The organism is Ruegeria sp. Ofav3-42 (assembly GCF_022347725.1).
Taxonomy (GTDB): domain Bacteria; phylum Pseudomonadota; class Alphaproteobacteria; order Rhodobacterales; family Rhodobacteraceae; genus Ruegeria.
Genome location: NZ_JAKRGB010000002.1, coordinates 436,855 through 449,385 on the forward strand (window position 1 = coordinate 436,855; position 12,531 = coordinate 449,385).

Below are 12,531 nucleotides of genomic sequence, written 5' to 3' on the forward strand. Positions count from 1 at the left end.
GGTGTTCAATCAAGCTCTTTCAGGAATGCTACGACCATGTCCGCAAGGTTCCCTCCGGCCAGGTTCATGAAGATTTCGAACTGATTTGCGCCGGATTCAGCACCAGCCAGGTCAGACAGGGCTCGAAACGCCAGGAATGGCACGCTGTTCACGTCCGCAACCTGCGCTATAGCCGCCGTTTCCATGTCCATCACTCGGGCATTGAAGGTGGTATGCGCCCATTCACGAAATTTCGCGTTGTCGACAAAAGCTGTCCCTGAAACACCGCCGCCGCCGACGTAGATTTGCGGGACGCCTGTGAGTTGTCGACCATCCGCCGCGGTCGAAGAAAGTTCCAGTTTGCTGGCGGCTGCTTTCGCTGCGGCCAGGTAGGTTTCGTCGGCGGGAAACCAGAACCTGCTGGTTCCATGACCGGCGAGCTCTTCGAACACCCCCAGGTTTATGGTGTGCATCATTCCGAAATTCGCGAAGTCTGATGACAGAAAGGGCGGCAGGTCGTAGCCGGTGTCGGTTTCGCGCGCGAATGCCATTTCCATGTACTGTCCCCATTGAACCGGAACAGCGATATCTCCGATGGACAGGTCAGGATCGGCGCCACCTGCAACACCGGACACGACAATCCCCTTGATTGCAAAGTGATCGAGGGCAAGCTGGGTTGTCATGGCAGCATTCACCATAGACACCCCCGACGAAAACACGACCACCGGTTGCCCGGCCAACGTCCCAAGCACAAAGTCGGTTTTTGCGCGCTTAACAATCTCTGCGCCTTGGATTCTGCTGCGCAGGATTTCGATCTCGGGCTCGAAGGCTGAAATGAGGGCTACTCTGGGCGTCGCGTCGATAGGGGAACTCGGGGACGTGGGCTGGGTCATGATATTCCTTCGCTCCGGCGGTGATTTCTGAAACAAATTTGGCACCGGTAGTGTGTGCCGACAAGTGTGTTGCAAGTTCACGCGACATCTCTGGCGGTTCTGTCTCGCGGATTGTTAAACGTATGATTAAGGTGCCGGGACTTATCGCGAAAATGGCAGGAGGTTTCATGAGTTGGATAAAGACGGTTCCGTTCGAGCAGGCGACAGGCAAGCTTAGGAAGCTTTATGAACGGGTGACTGGGCCCGGCAATAACGTCGACAACATCATGATGGTCCATTCACTGCGGCCACATTCGATGGAAGGCCACATGGCGCTGTACAAGAACGTTCTGCACCATACTGCCAACACGATCCCCAAATGGTTCCTCGAGGTTTTGGGTGTCTGGGTCAGCGCGTTGAACAGATGCGGCTATTGCGTCGAGCATCATTACAGCGGGCTGCAACGGCTGTTGGGCGACCCGGACCGAAGCAAAGCCATTCGCGCAGCTATCGAGGCCAACTCGCCGGAATTGGCTCCGCTGGATGCAGCCCAGATCGCGGCGATGCGTTATGCGCGCAAGTTGACCGAGGCACCTGCAGATATGACCGAAAATGACGTTCTTGCCCTGCGTGAGGCCGGTTGGGACGATGGCGAGATACTCGAGATCAATCAGGTCTGCGCCTATTTTTCATATGCGAACCGAACCGTTCTGGGGCTGGGATGTTCCACGGACGGGGACATTCTGGGCCTGTCGCCGAACAATTCGGAAGATCCTTCGGACTGGGGCCACAGGTAGGAAGGTCAGCGTGCTATCCACTCGATGATCGCCGTTGCCACCGCTTCGGGTCGTTGGTGATGCAGCCAATGATCCGCGTTCGGAATGTCGATGCGCGAAAGCTGTGGTGCAAACTCTTCCAGCCCTTCGGTCGCCTCTGGCAACAACGCCTTGTCTTCGCGCCCCCACAACAGCAGGTGGGGGCAGCGAACGATCAACCGCTCCTTCGGCAAGTCTGGTAAATCTGTGCGCGGCACACCGGGTTTGGCCACCACCAGCGGGGACGCGCGATACCAGTTCAACATGGCCTCCAGCCGACCGGGCCGCGCCCATTCGGTGCGATATTCCTGCATTTGCGTGTCCGACAACCAGTCAGTGCCCATGCCAAAGCGAAAGAACTGTTCGAGCTTGGCGAAATTGTCCGCTGACAGACGTTCTGCGGCGTCCGGTGCACGCAGGGCATTGATGTATTGGGACGCCTCGGACTGCGCACCCCCTGCGGCCATCGCCCTTTGGAACGGCACTGGATGAACACCGTTCGCGATGATCAACCGGCTCACCAGATCTGGACGGAACATGGCCAGCCCATAGGCCACCGACGCACCCCAGTCGTGGCCCAACACGCAGACCGGATGACCCAGCCCTTCGATCAGCGCCGCCATGTCCGAGACCAGTTGCGATAAGGCGTAGTGGCTGACGCCGTCAGGAGCCCAGCTTTGCCCGTACCCGCGTTGATCCGGGGCGATGCAAAAGAAGTCGGAGGACAGATGAGGGGCCAGGTCCCGCCAGGCCCCACCGTATTCCGGAAATCCGTGCAACATCAGCAGCGGAGGGTGCGCGGCATCTCCCCAGTTGCGCAGGAAAAAACTTTGACCATTAAGCTCGATAAACCTGAAATCCATAACCTGAAACCTGTGTTGACCACGCAAGATGCGCCGGAAAAGGTGTGGCAGTTTGATACCAATCAAGGCGCGATTTTCCAACGTTTGTTAGACGTCCCTTCGGACAGTGAAACAAGGAGAGCCTGAATGGAAACAGCGACGCAGATCAAAAATGAGCAACCGCTTGTAAGTGTTGCGGTGACGCCCAAAACAAAGCCGGCCGAACCCAGCCCCGAGAAGATCCGTCAGGCCTTTGAAAGCGGCAGGTATCCTTACGGCCGCAAGATGGCGCGCAAAACATATGAGATGGAGAAGGCGCAGCTTCAGGCCGAGCTGCTGAAGGTACAGCTTTGGGCGCAAGACACCGGCCAGCGGTTTGTCTTGCTGTTCGAAGGTCGCGACGCAGCGGGCAAGGGCGGCACGATCAAACGGTTCATGGAGCACCTGAACCCCCGGCAAGCGCGTGTCGTCGCGCTTAACAAGCCGACCTGGGAAGAGAAGGGCCAGTGGTATTATCAGCGTTACGTTCAGGAACTGCCCACTGTCGGCGAAATGGTGTTCTATGACCGGTCCTGGTACAACCGCGCCGGGGTTGAACGGGTAATGGGGTTCTGCTCGCCCAACGAATACCTCGAGTTCATGCGTCAAACGCCCGAGCTGGAGCGGATGCTGGTGCGCTCGGGCATCCAGCTGTACAAATACTGGTTCTCGGTCACCCAAGCCGAACAGCAACGACGCTTCAAAAGCCGCGAGACCGATCCCCTGAAGCAGTGGAAGCTGTCGCCTATCGACAAGGCCAGCCTGGATAAGTGGGATGACTATACCGAGGCCAAAGAGGCGATGTTCTTCTATACCGACACAGCCGACGCCCCATGGACCATCGTGAAGTCGAACGACAAGAAGCGCGCCCGCCTGAACTGCATGCGCCACTTCCTGTCCACGTTGGACTATCCGGACAAGAACCATGACGTGATCGGTAACCCCGATCCACTGATCGTCGGACAGGCGCATCACGTGATCCAACGGTCCGAGCACATTCTGGGCAATTCACTGCATCCGGAAACGGTGTGACATCTGTCCGCTGGGCGTCGGGTCGGGTTTCTGAACCGGGGCGCTAGTATCAGTGTGAAATTTCGTCGTTCGCCTCTTGTCCCGGCCTCTGGCCGGGCATATGGCTGATGCGATGAACAAGGTGATGACATATGGTGGCCACTTCAAGGCCATTGCCGTGCTGGGCCTGCCGCTGATCGGCGGGCATCTGGCCCAATTCGCAATCGGGTTGACGGATACCGTCATGCTGGGCTGGTACGGCGTCGAAGCACTGGCTGCTGTGACGCTGGCCAGCAGCTATTTCTTTGTGCTGTTCCTCTTTGGAGCCGGCTTCGGACTGGCCGTCATGCCCATGGTGGCAACCGCTGCGGCCGAAGAGGACGAAACGAGTATTCGCCGTTCGACCCGCATGGGGCTATGGTTGTCGTTAATCTACGCAGCGGTGATGATGCCGATGCTGTGGTGGTCTTACCCCATTCTCATCGCGCTGAAACAGGACCCGCAGGTTGCTGAAACCGCGTCCCAATACCTCCGCGTCGCGGGGTGGGGGCTGTTTCCTGCGCTTTTGGTCATGGTCCTGAAATCCTATTTGGCCGCGTTGGAGCGGACACAGATTGTTTTGTGGATCACCGTCGCGGCCGCAATGGTCAATGCTGTCACCAACTATGCGCTGATCTTCGGCAACTGGGGCGCACCTGAACTGGGCGTGATGGGGGCCGCTATCGCCTCGGTCGTCACTCAGATCGTGTCTTTGGTCTTTGTGGTTTTCTATGCGGTTCGCGTGTTGCCCGAGCACAGCCTGTTCCAACGGTTTTGGCGCCCCGACTGGGAGATGTTTCTGAGTGTTTTGCGCCTTGGCGTGCCGATTGGCCTGACAACGCTGTCCGAGGTCAGCCTGTTCGCGATGTCTGCGATTATGATGGGCTGGCTGGGGCAAGTACCGTTGGCCGCACACGGGATTGCGCTGAACCTGGCATCCGCAACATTCATGGTTCATCTGGGGCTGTCGAACGCGGCCACGATCCGCGCCGGGAACGCGCTGGGCCGCAAGGATCGGCCGCATCTTGAAAGGGGCGCGATCGCGGTGACGGGGATGTCGCTGGCGATCTCGGTCCTGACAGTCACCCTTTTCCTGACCTGCGCTGAACCGTTGATTTCGTTGTTCATGGAGCCAGACGATCCGCAGCGTTCGGAAATTCTGGCTATCGGTACCGGCCTGTTGGCTATGGCGGCTTTGTTCCAACTGGTGGACGGCGCTCAGGTGATCGCGCTGGGACTGTTGCGCGGCTTGCAGGACGCGAAAATTCCTATGGTCATGGCTGCGCTCAGCTATTGGGGCGTGGGGATCACGTCCTCGTACTATTTCGGCTTCGTGCAAGGTATGGACGGAATCGGCGTCTGGCTTGGCCTCGTTCTGGGCCTGGCATGCGCTGCCGTAATGCTTATGGCACGCTTCTGGATGCGTTCAGTACGTGCGGTTGGGGTACCCGCCGAATAAACTGCGGCGGGTTAGTCTTTGCCGAACCGGTCTGCCTTTTTGCGTACCAGAACGGTACGCAGATCGTGCATCGCCAGCAGCAATCTGTCGGTCACATCCTCAAGCTGCTCATCCGTTGCCTTGGATTGCGCCCATTGCGTGGTCAGGTTCAGGTAATCGACTGCGCGGTGAATGTCGTCGATATCGCGCTGGGCTAAAAGCGCTTTGCGTTCCTCCATCCAGCGCGCGATTTCGGCCTTATCGGCCTCGGACAACGTGCGCTGACCCTGAGGTTTCACCTCGCCATTGCGAATGTTGATGACCGCTATCTGATCCATCTCGATCCGGCGCTGGCGGTTCTCGGTGTCGATCTTGAATACTGCTGCGCCGTTTTCGCGAACGCGGAAATAGTATTCGGGCAGCTCTGTGGTCATCGGGTTCTCCGGTCAGCGCAGAGAAGCGCAAAAGCGTTGGATGCGGGTGCAGGCTTCGGTCAATGCCTCATCCGAGGTCGCGTAGCTGACGCGGAAGTTTGGCGAAAGTCCAAAGGCCGCGCCGAACACGACGGCCACGTCTGCCTCTTCGAGCAGCGCAGTGGCAAAGGCTTCGTCCGAGTCGATGATGGTGCCCCCTGGCGTGGTCTTGCCGATCAACCCTGCAATGGAGGGATAGACGTAAAACGCACCCTCTGGGGTCGGACAGGTGATACCGTCGATCTCACTCAGCATCCGGACAACCAGATCGCGGCGCCGTTTGAACGTCTCATTGTTCGGGGCCAGAAAGGCTTGGGTTCCGTTCAGCGCTTCGACTGCCGCCCACTGGCTGACCGAGCAGGGATTCGAGGTCGACTGCGACTGAATTTTGCGCATCGCAGCAATGACTTCGACCGGACCGGCGGCATAGCCAATGCGCCAGCCCGTCATGGCATAAGCCTTGGAGACGCCGTTGCAGGTCAGCGTCCGGTCATAGAGGGCGGGCTCAACCTCGGCCGGGGTGCAGAACTCGAACCCATCATAGGCCAGGTGCTCATACATATCGTCGGACATGATCCAAACGTTCGGATGGCGCATCAGAACGTCGGTCAGCGCCTTCAGTTCCGCCCGGCTGTATCCAGCACCGGTCGGGTTCGACGGTGAATTGAAGATGAACCACTTGGTTTTCGGGGTGATCGCGGCCTCAAGCTGTTCGGAAGTCAATTTGAAGCTGTTGTCCAGCGCCGTTTCGACAACGACCGGGGTGCCGCCAGCCAACAAAACCATGTCCGGGTAGCTGACCCAATAAGGGGCGGGGATGATCACCTCATCCCCCTCGTTCATCGTTGCCATCAGAGCGTTGTACAGTGTCTGCTTGCCACCGGTGCCGACCGAGATCTGAGCCGATGTGTAATCGAGCCCATGGTCACGTTTCATTTTGGCGCACGCAGCCTGTTTGAGTTCGGGGATGCCGTCCGGCGCAGTGTATTTCGTCTTGCCAGCGGCAATGGCCGCAACGGCCGCGTCCTTGATGTTCTGCGGCGTGTCAAAATCCGGCTCTCCCGCGCTCAGCCCGATGACATCGCGACCGGCTGCCTTCAGCTCGGCCGCTTTCGCTGTCATTGCGATGGTGGGCGATGGCTTCACGCGTGACAGTGTCGCAGAAAGGAAACTCATGGGCGGCCTCGATTTGTATGTTCAGCCTGACTGTCATAGGGTGCGCTCGAATGACGATCAAGCGATATGAATTTAGGAATTGGAGAACCCGATGAACGACGAGAACGACTGGTATGGACCGGACTCAGCGACATTCGGGGACAGGCTGGCAGGCGCACGTGAGGCCGCCGGCATGACGCAGACGCAGATGGCCCGCCGTCTTGGCGTCAAAAAGGCAACAATCGCAGCCTGGGAAAATGACCTGTCCGAACCGCGCGCGAACCGCCTGTCGATGATGGCGGGCATGGTCAACGTGTCGATCATGTGGCTGCTGACCGGCGAAGGCGAAGGCATGGATGCCCCGGTCGAGGCTGACGAGGGTACACCCGAACTGGCGGATATCGTGGCCGAGCTACGCTCAATCCGGGGTGAGATGCGCGCCAGCGCCGAACGCGCCGCGAAGCTGGAGAAAAGGCTGCGACTGATGGTGGAGCAAGCCCGGTGACCGAACCTCGTGACATTCGCATCAAGCGTCTGAAATTGCGGTCCATGCGCCGCGGGATCAAGGAAATGGACCTGATCCTGTCTGCCTATGCCGAACGGAACCTGACGGCGATGGATCCGTCTGGTTTGGATACCTATGACGCGCTGCTGCACGAAAACGATCAGGATTTGTACCAATGGGTGACGGGGCAGGTTCTGCCACCTGAAGGTTACGCCGATCTGATATCCGACATTGCGCAGACCTTTCAAAAATAAAAGAAAAACCTGCTTAACCGATTTTTCGGGAATTCGATTCATTCTGCCTGAAACAGCGCGACTGAATCGGAGGGTCGGATGAGTATGGAAATGCAGGTCTCCGCGCCGGGAACCAAGGGGTTCATGACCAGCTATCTTGAGGCACTTGCCTTGGTTGAGCGGTTGCACCGTCTGCTTTTGGACGTCATCAAGGATGAGTTCGAGCGTGTCGGCGTATTGGAAATCAACGCCGTTCAAGCCTTGCTTTTGTTCAATATCGGCGACCACGAAGTCACCGCCGGTGAACTGAAAAGCCGCGGCTACTATCAGGGCAGCAACGTGAGCTACAACCTGAAAAAGCTGGTGGAAATGGGTTATATGCATCACCAGAGATGCGAAATCGACCGCCGCTCGGTCCGGGTTCGGCTGACGCCTCGCGGGCGCGAAATACGCGACATTGTTTCCGAACTGTTTTCGCGCCACGCCGAAGGTTTGCAAAACCGCGGTGTTTTGGGGTTGGAAGGTATCGACGACATCACAACATCACTGCGGTGGGTCGAACGTTACTGGACCGACCAGATCCGTTACATCTACTGATCAGCGACGGGCCTATTGGGCGTCCGAAAGAGTCAACCCTTTCAGTTCGCGGACCAGTTTTCGGGTCATGGCATCCTCGTAGGCTTCAAAGCCCAGGGCGACTTCGACAAACGCCCCGGGCCCGAGAATAACCCAGGCGTTGTAGTAGGCCGACAGTTCGCCCACCTGAACGTATCGCTTGTCTCCATGAGTGGGGTCGTCGGCCCCGATCACCAGCCCGTTTATCGTGATGCCGGACGTCTGCAGCATGCGTTTTGCTTCGCGCGGATGGGGGCCAAGATTGTGCTTGCCATCCCCGGACAGGTCCAGCGTCCGTTTCCAGCATCCCTGTTTTTGCGATAGCAACTCGGCTCCAAAAAGCATGGCAGAGCCGACCGCAGTGCCCCGAGGGGCGCTGCTGCGTTTCACGTTGTTCAAAAGGGTGCTAATCCGCGCCAGATCTTGCGTGGTGCGGATTTCAGTCCAGTGCAACAACATGCGTTGATGGTGGGGCTCGCTCCATTCAAAGATAGCCAACTGAACTGGCGCGCCAATGTCGGACAGGATCAGCCGGACGACCTCAGGTCGTTGCAATGCGGTGGCAAGCCCATCCACCTGTAACCGGTATTCCCGACTGTCGACAGAGCCGGAAACATCCAGCCCCAATGCCAGCGCCTGTCTGCACTCCGAAGCGGCGGAATTGGCCAAGATGATGAGAAGGAATGACAAAACACGGATCATTGGCGCGCAGTGTCCCGTAACGCGCCGATCTGAAGCCCCGACAATTCGCGTTCCAGTTTGCGACGCATAGCGCGTTCGAAATCTTCGAACCCTTGCGCGACTTCAAGAAAAGCACCCGGGCCATGCAGCACATTGTTTTCGAAGAACGGGATAAGGAAAAGTTCGCCTTCAAAGTCTGCAGCATTGATGACCAGCCCATTGACTACCGTGTTTTCAAACGGAAAGTGCCGGTACGCTGAGTCCGGCCCATATCCGTCATTGTTGGAGCCATCCCCGGACAAATCGATGGTTTGAAACAGGCAAGGTGGTGCCTGCTGCATCAAAGTTGCACCGAATGCCAAAGCATGACCCATCGCTGTGGCCGAGCCGCTGTCCGAGCGAACGGATTGTTGCACGGTGGATGCCGCCACCAACAAGTCAGCCTCTGACGTGATCATCGTCCAATCAAGAATGACACGCTGTGTCGTGCGGCCACTCCATTCATACACGGCCAACGCAACCGTCATGGGAGAGGAGAAAAAGGCCTCGACCACCTCAGGCGCGACCAATGCGGCTGCCAGCCCTTGCCGTTGCAGCATATCCTCGGTCTCATCGACTGAAGTTGAGATATCCATGGCCAAGGCCAGAGCAAGACGGCAGGCCTCGGCCCGAATAGGGCTGGCCGTAACGGCCAGACCCAGTGTTATCAACCAGCGGATCACCAGTGGCCGGTGCTTTCCATGCTGGCCCAGGGCTCAGCCGGTTCCAGCGCTTCGCCGTTTTGCAGCAACTCGACCGAGATATTGTCCGGCGAGCGGACAAACGCCATACGACCGTCACGAGGCGGGCGATTGATGACCACCCCATTGTCCTGCAAGTGCTGGCATACTTCGTAGATGTTATCGACCCCATAGGCGAGATGGCCGAAATGCCGGCTGTCGCTGGGCAAGGCATCATCTCCATCCCAGTTGTGGGTCAGTTCAATCGGTCGGTCCTCTTGACCTGGAGGGGCCATGAATATCAGCGAAAACCGTCCGGATTCGCTGTCGTACCGGCGGGTTTCCTTCAATCCCAGCAATTCATAAAACGCCATCGACTTCTCCAGATCCTTCACGCGGATCATGGTGTGAAGATATGTCAGCCCCATTGTGGCTTCCTTTCTATTCAGGTGATGCGCAGCAGCTTAGCGCGCGAGCATTGAGTGTCGAGGGGCAGTTCGGACACAATTTGGATTTTGGACAATTGCGCGCACATATCGCGGTTCCGGTAACCGAACTGGCGAGATATAGTGGTGGGCGACTCATTGCTGGAAAGGAAATTTCATGCCGCTCTCCTCTGACCAACTGGCCGAGATCGAAGCGCAACGGGCGCAATCGCATCCAACACGCCGCGTTGTGGCTGAGGGGATGGAAAACCATTTGTACACGGCGCATCAGGTGCTGGACCACGGTTTTGTACGCGTGATCGACTATATGGGGGATGACGCGGCGATCTGTCAGGCGGCGCGTGTGTCTTACGGTAAGGGCACTAAGTCGGTTCAGAATGATGAAGGGCTAATCCGTTACCTCATGCGTCACTGGCACTCGACCCCGTTTGAGATGTGCGAGATCAAGCTGCACGTCAAACTGCCGGTCTTTGTGGCGCGTCAGTGGATTCGTCACCGGACAGCAAATGTGAACGAGTATTCAGCGAGGTACTCGATCCTTGATCGCGAGTTCTACATTCCGGCGCCTGATCATGTTGCCGCCCAGTCTGAGGTGAACAATCAGGGTCGCGGCGACGCCTTGCAAGGCGAAGAGGCGGCGCGCGTTCTAGAGATGCTCAAGGCCGACAGCGCGCGGTGCTATGACAATTACGAAGCGATGATCAGCCAGGATGGTCAGCAGGGGTTGGCGCGCGAACTTGCGCGGATGAACCTGCCAGCCAACATCTATACTCAGTGGTACTGGAAGGTGGATTTGCACAACCTGTTCCACTTCTTGCGCCTGCGAGCCGATCCGCATGCCCAATACGAAATCCGTGTCTATGCAGACACCATGTGCAAGATCGTCGCCGATTGGGTGCCGTTCGCGTACAAAGCGTTCGAAGATTACCGGTTGGGCGCGGTCAATCTGTCGGCCCAGATGGTGGACAGCCTGCGTCGGATGCTGGCGGGTGAAACCGTGACACAGGAAAACTCTGGCATGACGGCGCGCGAGTGGCGCGAATTCGAGGCGGTCATCCGCGAGGGTTGATGTGCCTTAGGCATATCGTTTGTCTATACACGGTGTCATGAAGCTGTTACCTTCGCTTCATGACACCGGTCTCTTACATCAGTGGCGCATGTCTGGTGCTGGCAATCTCGGCCCAGTTGGGACAAGCCAAATCACCAATTGCCGAAGTGATTTGCGAACCGACCTCCAGAATGCATGACAAGCTTGAACGTCAGTTCGGATCGCAACGTGCAGCGACAGGGCTGCGCGGGCCAGAGCAACTGATGGAGGTCTGGACCAGCGACTCGGGCGATTGGACAATGGTGGTGACGTATTCCAGCGGAACGTCCTGCATCGTGGCGATGGGGCAAGATTGGTACACTCATGCCGATAAGAAGCCGGCGCGAGGATAAGGTTTCCAACCTTTAGAAATGGACAACGGCCGGAAATTGGCCGTTGGCCTGCTTTTAGTGCCCGCAGATGACGGGGTGTATTATAGCGGCTTCAAATCAGATGCCATTTGGCGGCCGTCGCGTCCGTCTTGCAACTCGTACGAGACTTTCTGATTGTCAGCGAGCCCGGTCAGACCGGATCGTTCTACGGCCGAGATATGAACAAAAACGTCCTTGCCACCTTCGTCGGGGGCAATAAACCCGTAGCCTTTAGTGGTATTAAACCATTTCACGGTGCCAGTTGGCATTTCCCGTGTCTCCTTCTACTTACACGTTGTCCCACAAAATTGGTGGGGGTAGTGGTTGACGCGACCACAACGCATCACCGCTTCGCCCACACGACGCGGCCCGAATTGTGTGTTTCGTCTTTTTCAACATTGCACGGTGAAGTAAAAAATCAAGAATTACCGAGTGAAGCGGGCAAAAATGCTAAAAATTCATACAAATACAGGAACAGCCTAAACATGCGTCTTTACGGCCTGAAAAACTGCGATACGTGCCGCAAGGCATTGAAAACACTCCCAGAAGTAGAGTTCATAGATGTCCGGGCGCAAGGCGTGCCTGAATCTTTGCTGACGCAGGCGTTAATCACCTTCGGCGAAGCTTTGCTCAACACCCGGTCGACAACATGGCGCGGATTGGATGCGGAACAGCGCAGTCGGCCTCCTTTGGAATTGCTTCGGGATCACCCGACATTGATGAAACGTCCCCTGATCGAAAACGACGGTGCGTTGCTGTTGGGCTGGACGGCAGAGACCAAGGCAAGCCTTGGCGTTGCCTGATCAGGTGCTTATGTGTCTGACGTGAAAATGAGGGTTTAAATGCGCAACGCATCCATGATTTTGGGCATCATTGCCGGGTTGATCGGAATGATCGTCGGCTTCTTCGGATATGGCTATATCGAATTCATAGACTACTACGGCGAGATCGAAGGCTTTGCCGAACAGGTAGACAATGCTCAGTTCATCCAGGGGGCGTCCATTATAGCGCCTCTGCTGGCGATCGCCGGGGGCGCAATGGCGCATGCTCGGGCTCTGATCGGTGGGGTATTGCTGCTGATCTCGGCCGTCGGGATGTACTTTGCGTTTGGTTTCAACGTGTTCACAATGTTCCCTGTGGCTTTTGCCGCAGTGGCGGGCATCCTTGGGCTGGCCGCGGGTAAACCGGACGAGCCCAAGGCACATTTCTAA

General features: G+C 57.4%; 18 protein-coding genes. 10 read left to right on the forward strand and 8 right to left on the reverse strand.

The window, feature by feature from the left end; all coding sequences use genetic code 11:
* Positions 1-5 precede the first annotated feature (5 nt).
* The gene (locus tag MHN28_RS04925; RefSeq protein ID WP_239336648.1) at positions 6-872 is read right to left on the reverse strand and encodes a 5'-methylthioadenosine/S-adenosylhomocysteine nucleosidase; all 867 of its coding nucleotides are present in this window, start codon (positions 870-872) and stop codon (positions 6-8) included.
* Between the two features lie 167 nt (positions 873-1,039).
* Here MHN28_RS04925 and MHN28_RS04930 point away from each other — a divergent pair, with 167 nt between their 5' ends.
* Complete coding sequence (locus tag MHN28_RS04930; RefSeq protein ID WP_239336650.1) at positions 1,040-1,648, forward strand: carboxymuconolactone decarboxylase family protein; 609 nt, start codon at positions 1,040-1,042, stop codon at positions 1,646-1,648.
* A gap of 5 nt (positions 1,649-1,653) precedes the next feature.
* Here MHN28_RS04930 and MHN28_RS04935 read toward each other — a convergent pair whose 3' ends face one another.
* Complete coding sequence (locus tag MHN28_RS04935; protein ID WP_239336658.1) at positions 1,654-2,529, reverse strand: alpha/beta fold hydrolase; 876 nt, start codon at positions 2,527-2,529, stop codon at positions 1,654-1,656.
* 126 nt (positions 2,530-2,655) lie between these two features.
* Here MHN28_RS04935 and ppk2 point away from each other — a divergent pair, with 126 nt between their 5' ends.
* Together ppk2 and MHN28_RS04945 are read left to right on the forward strand one after the other, a co-directional pair.
* Positions 2,656-3,579: a polyphosphate kinase 2 gene (gene ppk2 / locus MHN28_RS04940; RefSeq protein WP_239336661.1), complete on the forward strand. Its 924-nt coding sequence runs from the start codon at positions 2,656-2,658 to the stop codon at positions 3,577-3,579.
* Between the two features lie 112 nt (positions 3,580-3,691).
* Positions 3,692-5,056: an MATE family efflux transporter gene (locus tag MHN28_RS04945; RefSeq protein ID WP_239336852.1), complete on the forward strand. Its 1,365-nt coding sequence runs from the start codon at positions 3,692-3,694 to the stop codon at positions 5,054-5,056.
* Between the two features lie 11 nt (positions 5,057-5,067).
* Here MHN28_RS04945 and MHN28_RS04950 read toward each other — a convergent pair whose 3' ends face one another.
* Entirely contained in the window at positions 5,068-5,469 is a 402-nt protein-coding gene (locus MHN28_RS04950) for a hypothetical protein (protein ID WP_239336664.1), read from the reverse strand.
* A 12-nt stretch (positions 5,470-5,481) separates the two neighbouring features.
* On the reverse strand, positions 5,482-6,684 hold the full coding sequence (locus MHN28_RS04955) for a pyridoxal phosphate-dependent aminotransferase (protein ID WP_239336666.1): 1,203 nt from the start codon (positions 6,682-6,684) through the stop codon (positions 5,482-5,484).
* A 91-nt stretch (positions 6,685-6,775) separates the two neighbouring features.
* On the opposite strand from MHN28_RS04955, the gene MHN28_RS04960 reads away from it, so the two are divergent.
* The 3 genes from MHN28_RS04960 to MHN28_RS04970 all read left to right on the forward strand — a co-directional run bounded on the left by MHN28_RS04960 (position 6,776) and on the right by MHN28_RS04970 (position 7,998).
* Positions 6,776-7,168: a helix-turn-helix domain-containing protein gene (locus tag MHN28_RS04960; RefSeq protein ID WP_239336668.1), complete on the forward strand. Its 393-nt coding sequence runs from the start codon at positions 6,776-6,778 to the stop codon at positions 7,166-7,168.
* On the forward strand, positions 7,165-7,422 hold the full coding sequence (locus MHN28_RS04965) for a succinate dehydrogenase assembly factor 2 (protein ID WP_239336670.1): 258 nt from the start codon (positions 7,165-7,167) through the stop codon (positions 7,420-7,422). The genes MHN28_RS04960 and MHN28_RS04965 overlap by 4 nt, the downstream gene beginning before the upstream one ends.
* Before the next feature lie 78 nt (positions 7,423-7,500).
* A complete protein-coding gene (locus MHN28_RS04970; protein ID WP_239336674.1) occupies positions 7,501-7,998 on the forward strand; it encodes a MarR family winged helix-turn-helix transcriptional regulator in 498 nt (165 codons plus the stop codon).
* A 12-nt stretch (positions 7,999-8,010) separates the two neighbouring features.
* On the opposite strand, the gene MHN28_RS04975 is transcribed toward MHN28_RS04970, so the two are convergent.
* Genes MHN28_RS04975 through MHN28_RS04985 form a run of 3 tightly spaced genes read right to left on the reverse strand, consistent with a single transcriptional unit; the run spans position 8,011 to position 9,844 of the window.
* A complete protein-coding gene (locus MHN28_RS04975) occupies positions 8,011-8,718 on the reverse strand; it encodes a DUF1194 domain-containing protein (protein WP_239336677.1) in 708 nt (235 codons plus the stop codon).
* A complete protein-coding gene (locus tag MHN28_RS04980) occupies positions 8,715-9,419 on the reverse strand; it encodes a DUF1194 domain-containing protein (protein ID WP_239336680.1) in 705 nt (234 codons plus the stop codon). The genes MHN28_RS04975 and MHN28_RS04980 overlap by 4 nt, the downstream gene beginning before the upstream one ends.
* On the reverse strand, positions 9,416-9,844 hold the full coding sequence (locus MHN28_RS04985; RefSeq protein WP_239336682.1) for a VOC family protein: 429 nt from the start codon (positions 9,842-9,844) through the stop codon (positions 9,416-9,418). Before MHN28_RS04985 ends, MHN28_RS04980 begins: the two co-directional genes overlap by 4 nt.
* A 175-nt stretch (positions 9,845-10,019) precedes the next feature.
* Here MHN28_RS04985 and thyX point away from each other — a divergent pair, with 175 nt between their 5' ends.
* Complete coding sequence (thyX, locus tag MHN28_RS04990; protein ID WP_239336684.1) at positions 10,020-10,931, forward strand: FAD-dependent thymidylate synthase; 912 nt, start codon at positions 10,020-10,022, stop codon at positions 10,929-10,931.
* Positions 10,932-10,990: 59 nt separating this feature from the next.
* The gene (locus tag MHN28_RS04995) at positions 10,991-11,302 is read left to right on the forward strand and encodes a hypothetical protein (RefSeq protein ID WP_239336686.1); all 312 of its coding nucleotides are present in this window, start codon (positions 10,991-10,993) and stop codon (positions 11,300-11,302) included.
* Between the two features lie 80 nt (positions 11,303-11,382).
* Here MHN28_RS04995 and MHN28_RS05000 read toward each other — a convergent pair whose 3' ends face one another.
* Complete coding sequence (locus MHN28_RS05000; protein ID WP_138839651.1) at positions 11,383-11,589, reverse strand: cold-shock protein; 207 nt, start codon at positions 11,587-11,589, stop codon at positions 11,383-11,385.
* Between the two features lie 216 nt (positions 11,590-11,805).
* Between MHN28_RS05000 and MHN28_RS05005 the strand changes: the two genes are divergently transcribed.
* Together MHN28_RS05005 and MHN28_RS05010 are read left to right on the forward strand one after the other, a co-directional pair.
* Positions 11,806-12,123, forward strand: coding sequence for an ArsC/Spx/MgsR family protein (locus tag MHN28_RS05005; RefSeq protein ID WP_239336854.1), 318 nt, complete (start codon positions 11,806-11,808; stop codon positions 12,121-12,123).
* A 39-nt stretch (positions 12,124-12,162) separates the two neighbouring features.
* Positions 12,163-12,531: a hypothetical protein gene (locus MHN28_RS05010; protein ID WP_239336688.1), complete on the forward strand. Its 369-nt coding sequence runs from the start codon at positions 12,163-12,165 to the stop codon at positions 12,529-12,531.

Coding starts and splice junctions, on each gene's coding strand:
- MHN28_RS04925 (WP_239336648.1), bottom strand. CDS start 872: ATGACCCAGCCCACGTCCCCGAGTTCCCCTATCGACGCGACGCCCAGA.
- MHN28_RS04930 (WP_239336650.1), top strand. CDS start 1,040: ATGAGTTGGATAAAGACGGTTCCGTTCGAGCAGGCGACAGGCAAGCTT.
- MHN28_RS04935 (WP_239336658.1), bottom strand. CDS start 2,529: ATGGATTTCAGGTTTATCGAGCTTAATGGTCAAAGTTTTTTCCTGCGC.
- ppk2 (WP_239336661.1), top strand. CDS start 2,656: ATGGAAACAGCGACGCAGATCAAAAATGAGCAACCGCTTGTAAGTGTT.
- MHN28_RS04945 (WP_239336852.1), top strand. CDS start 3,692: ATGAACAAGGTGATGACATATGGTGGCCACTTCAAGGCCATTGCCGTG.
- MHN28_RS04950 (WP_239336664.1), bottom strand. CDS start 5,469: ATGACCACAGAGCTGCCCGAATACTATTTCCGCGTTCGCGAAAACGGC.
- MHN28_RS04955 (WP_239336666.1), bottom strand. CDS start 6,684: ATGAGTTTCCTTTCTGCGACACTGTCACGCGTGAAGCCATCGCCCACC.
- MHN28_RS04960 (WP_239336668.1), top strand. CDS start 6,776: ATGAACGACGAGAACGACTGGTATGGACCGGACTCAGCGACATTCGGG.
- MHN28_RS04970 (WP_239336674.1), top strand. CDS start 7,501: ATGAGTATGGAAATGCAGGTCTCCGCGCCGGGAACCAAGGGGTTCATG.
- MHN28_RS04975 (WP_239336677.1), bottom strand. CDS start 8,718: ATGATCCGTGTTTTGTCATTCCTTCTCATCATCTTGGCCAATTCCGCC.
- MHN28_RS04985 (WP_239336682.1), bottom strand. CDS start 9,844: ATGGGGCTGACATATCTTCACACCATGATCCGCGTGAAGGATCTGGAG.
- thyX (WP_239336684.1), top strand. CDS start 10,020: ATGCCGCTCTCCTCTGACCAACTGGCCGAGATCGAAGCGCAACGGGCG.
- MHN28_RS04995 (WP_239336686.1), top strand. CDS start 10,991: ATGACACCGGTCTCTTACATCAGTGGCGCATGTCTGGTGCTGGCAATC.
- MHN28_RS05000 (WP_138839651.1), bottom strand. CDS start 11,589: ATGCCAACTGGCACCGTGAAATGGTTTAATACCACTAAAGGCTACGGG.
- MHN28_RS05005 (WP_239336854.1), top strand. CDS start 11,806: ATGCGTCTTTACGGCCTGAAAAACTGCGATACGTGCCGCAAGGCATTG.
- MHN28_RS05010 (WP_239336688.1), top strand. CDS start 12,163: ATGCGCAACGCATCCATGATTTTGGGCATCATTGCCGGGTTGATCGGA.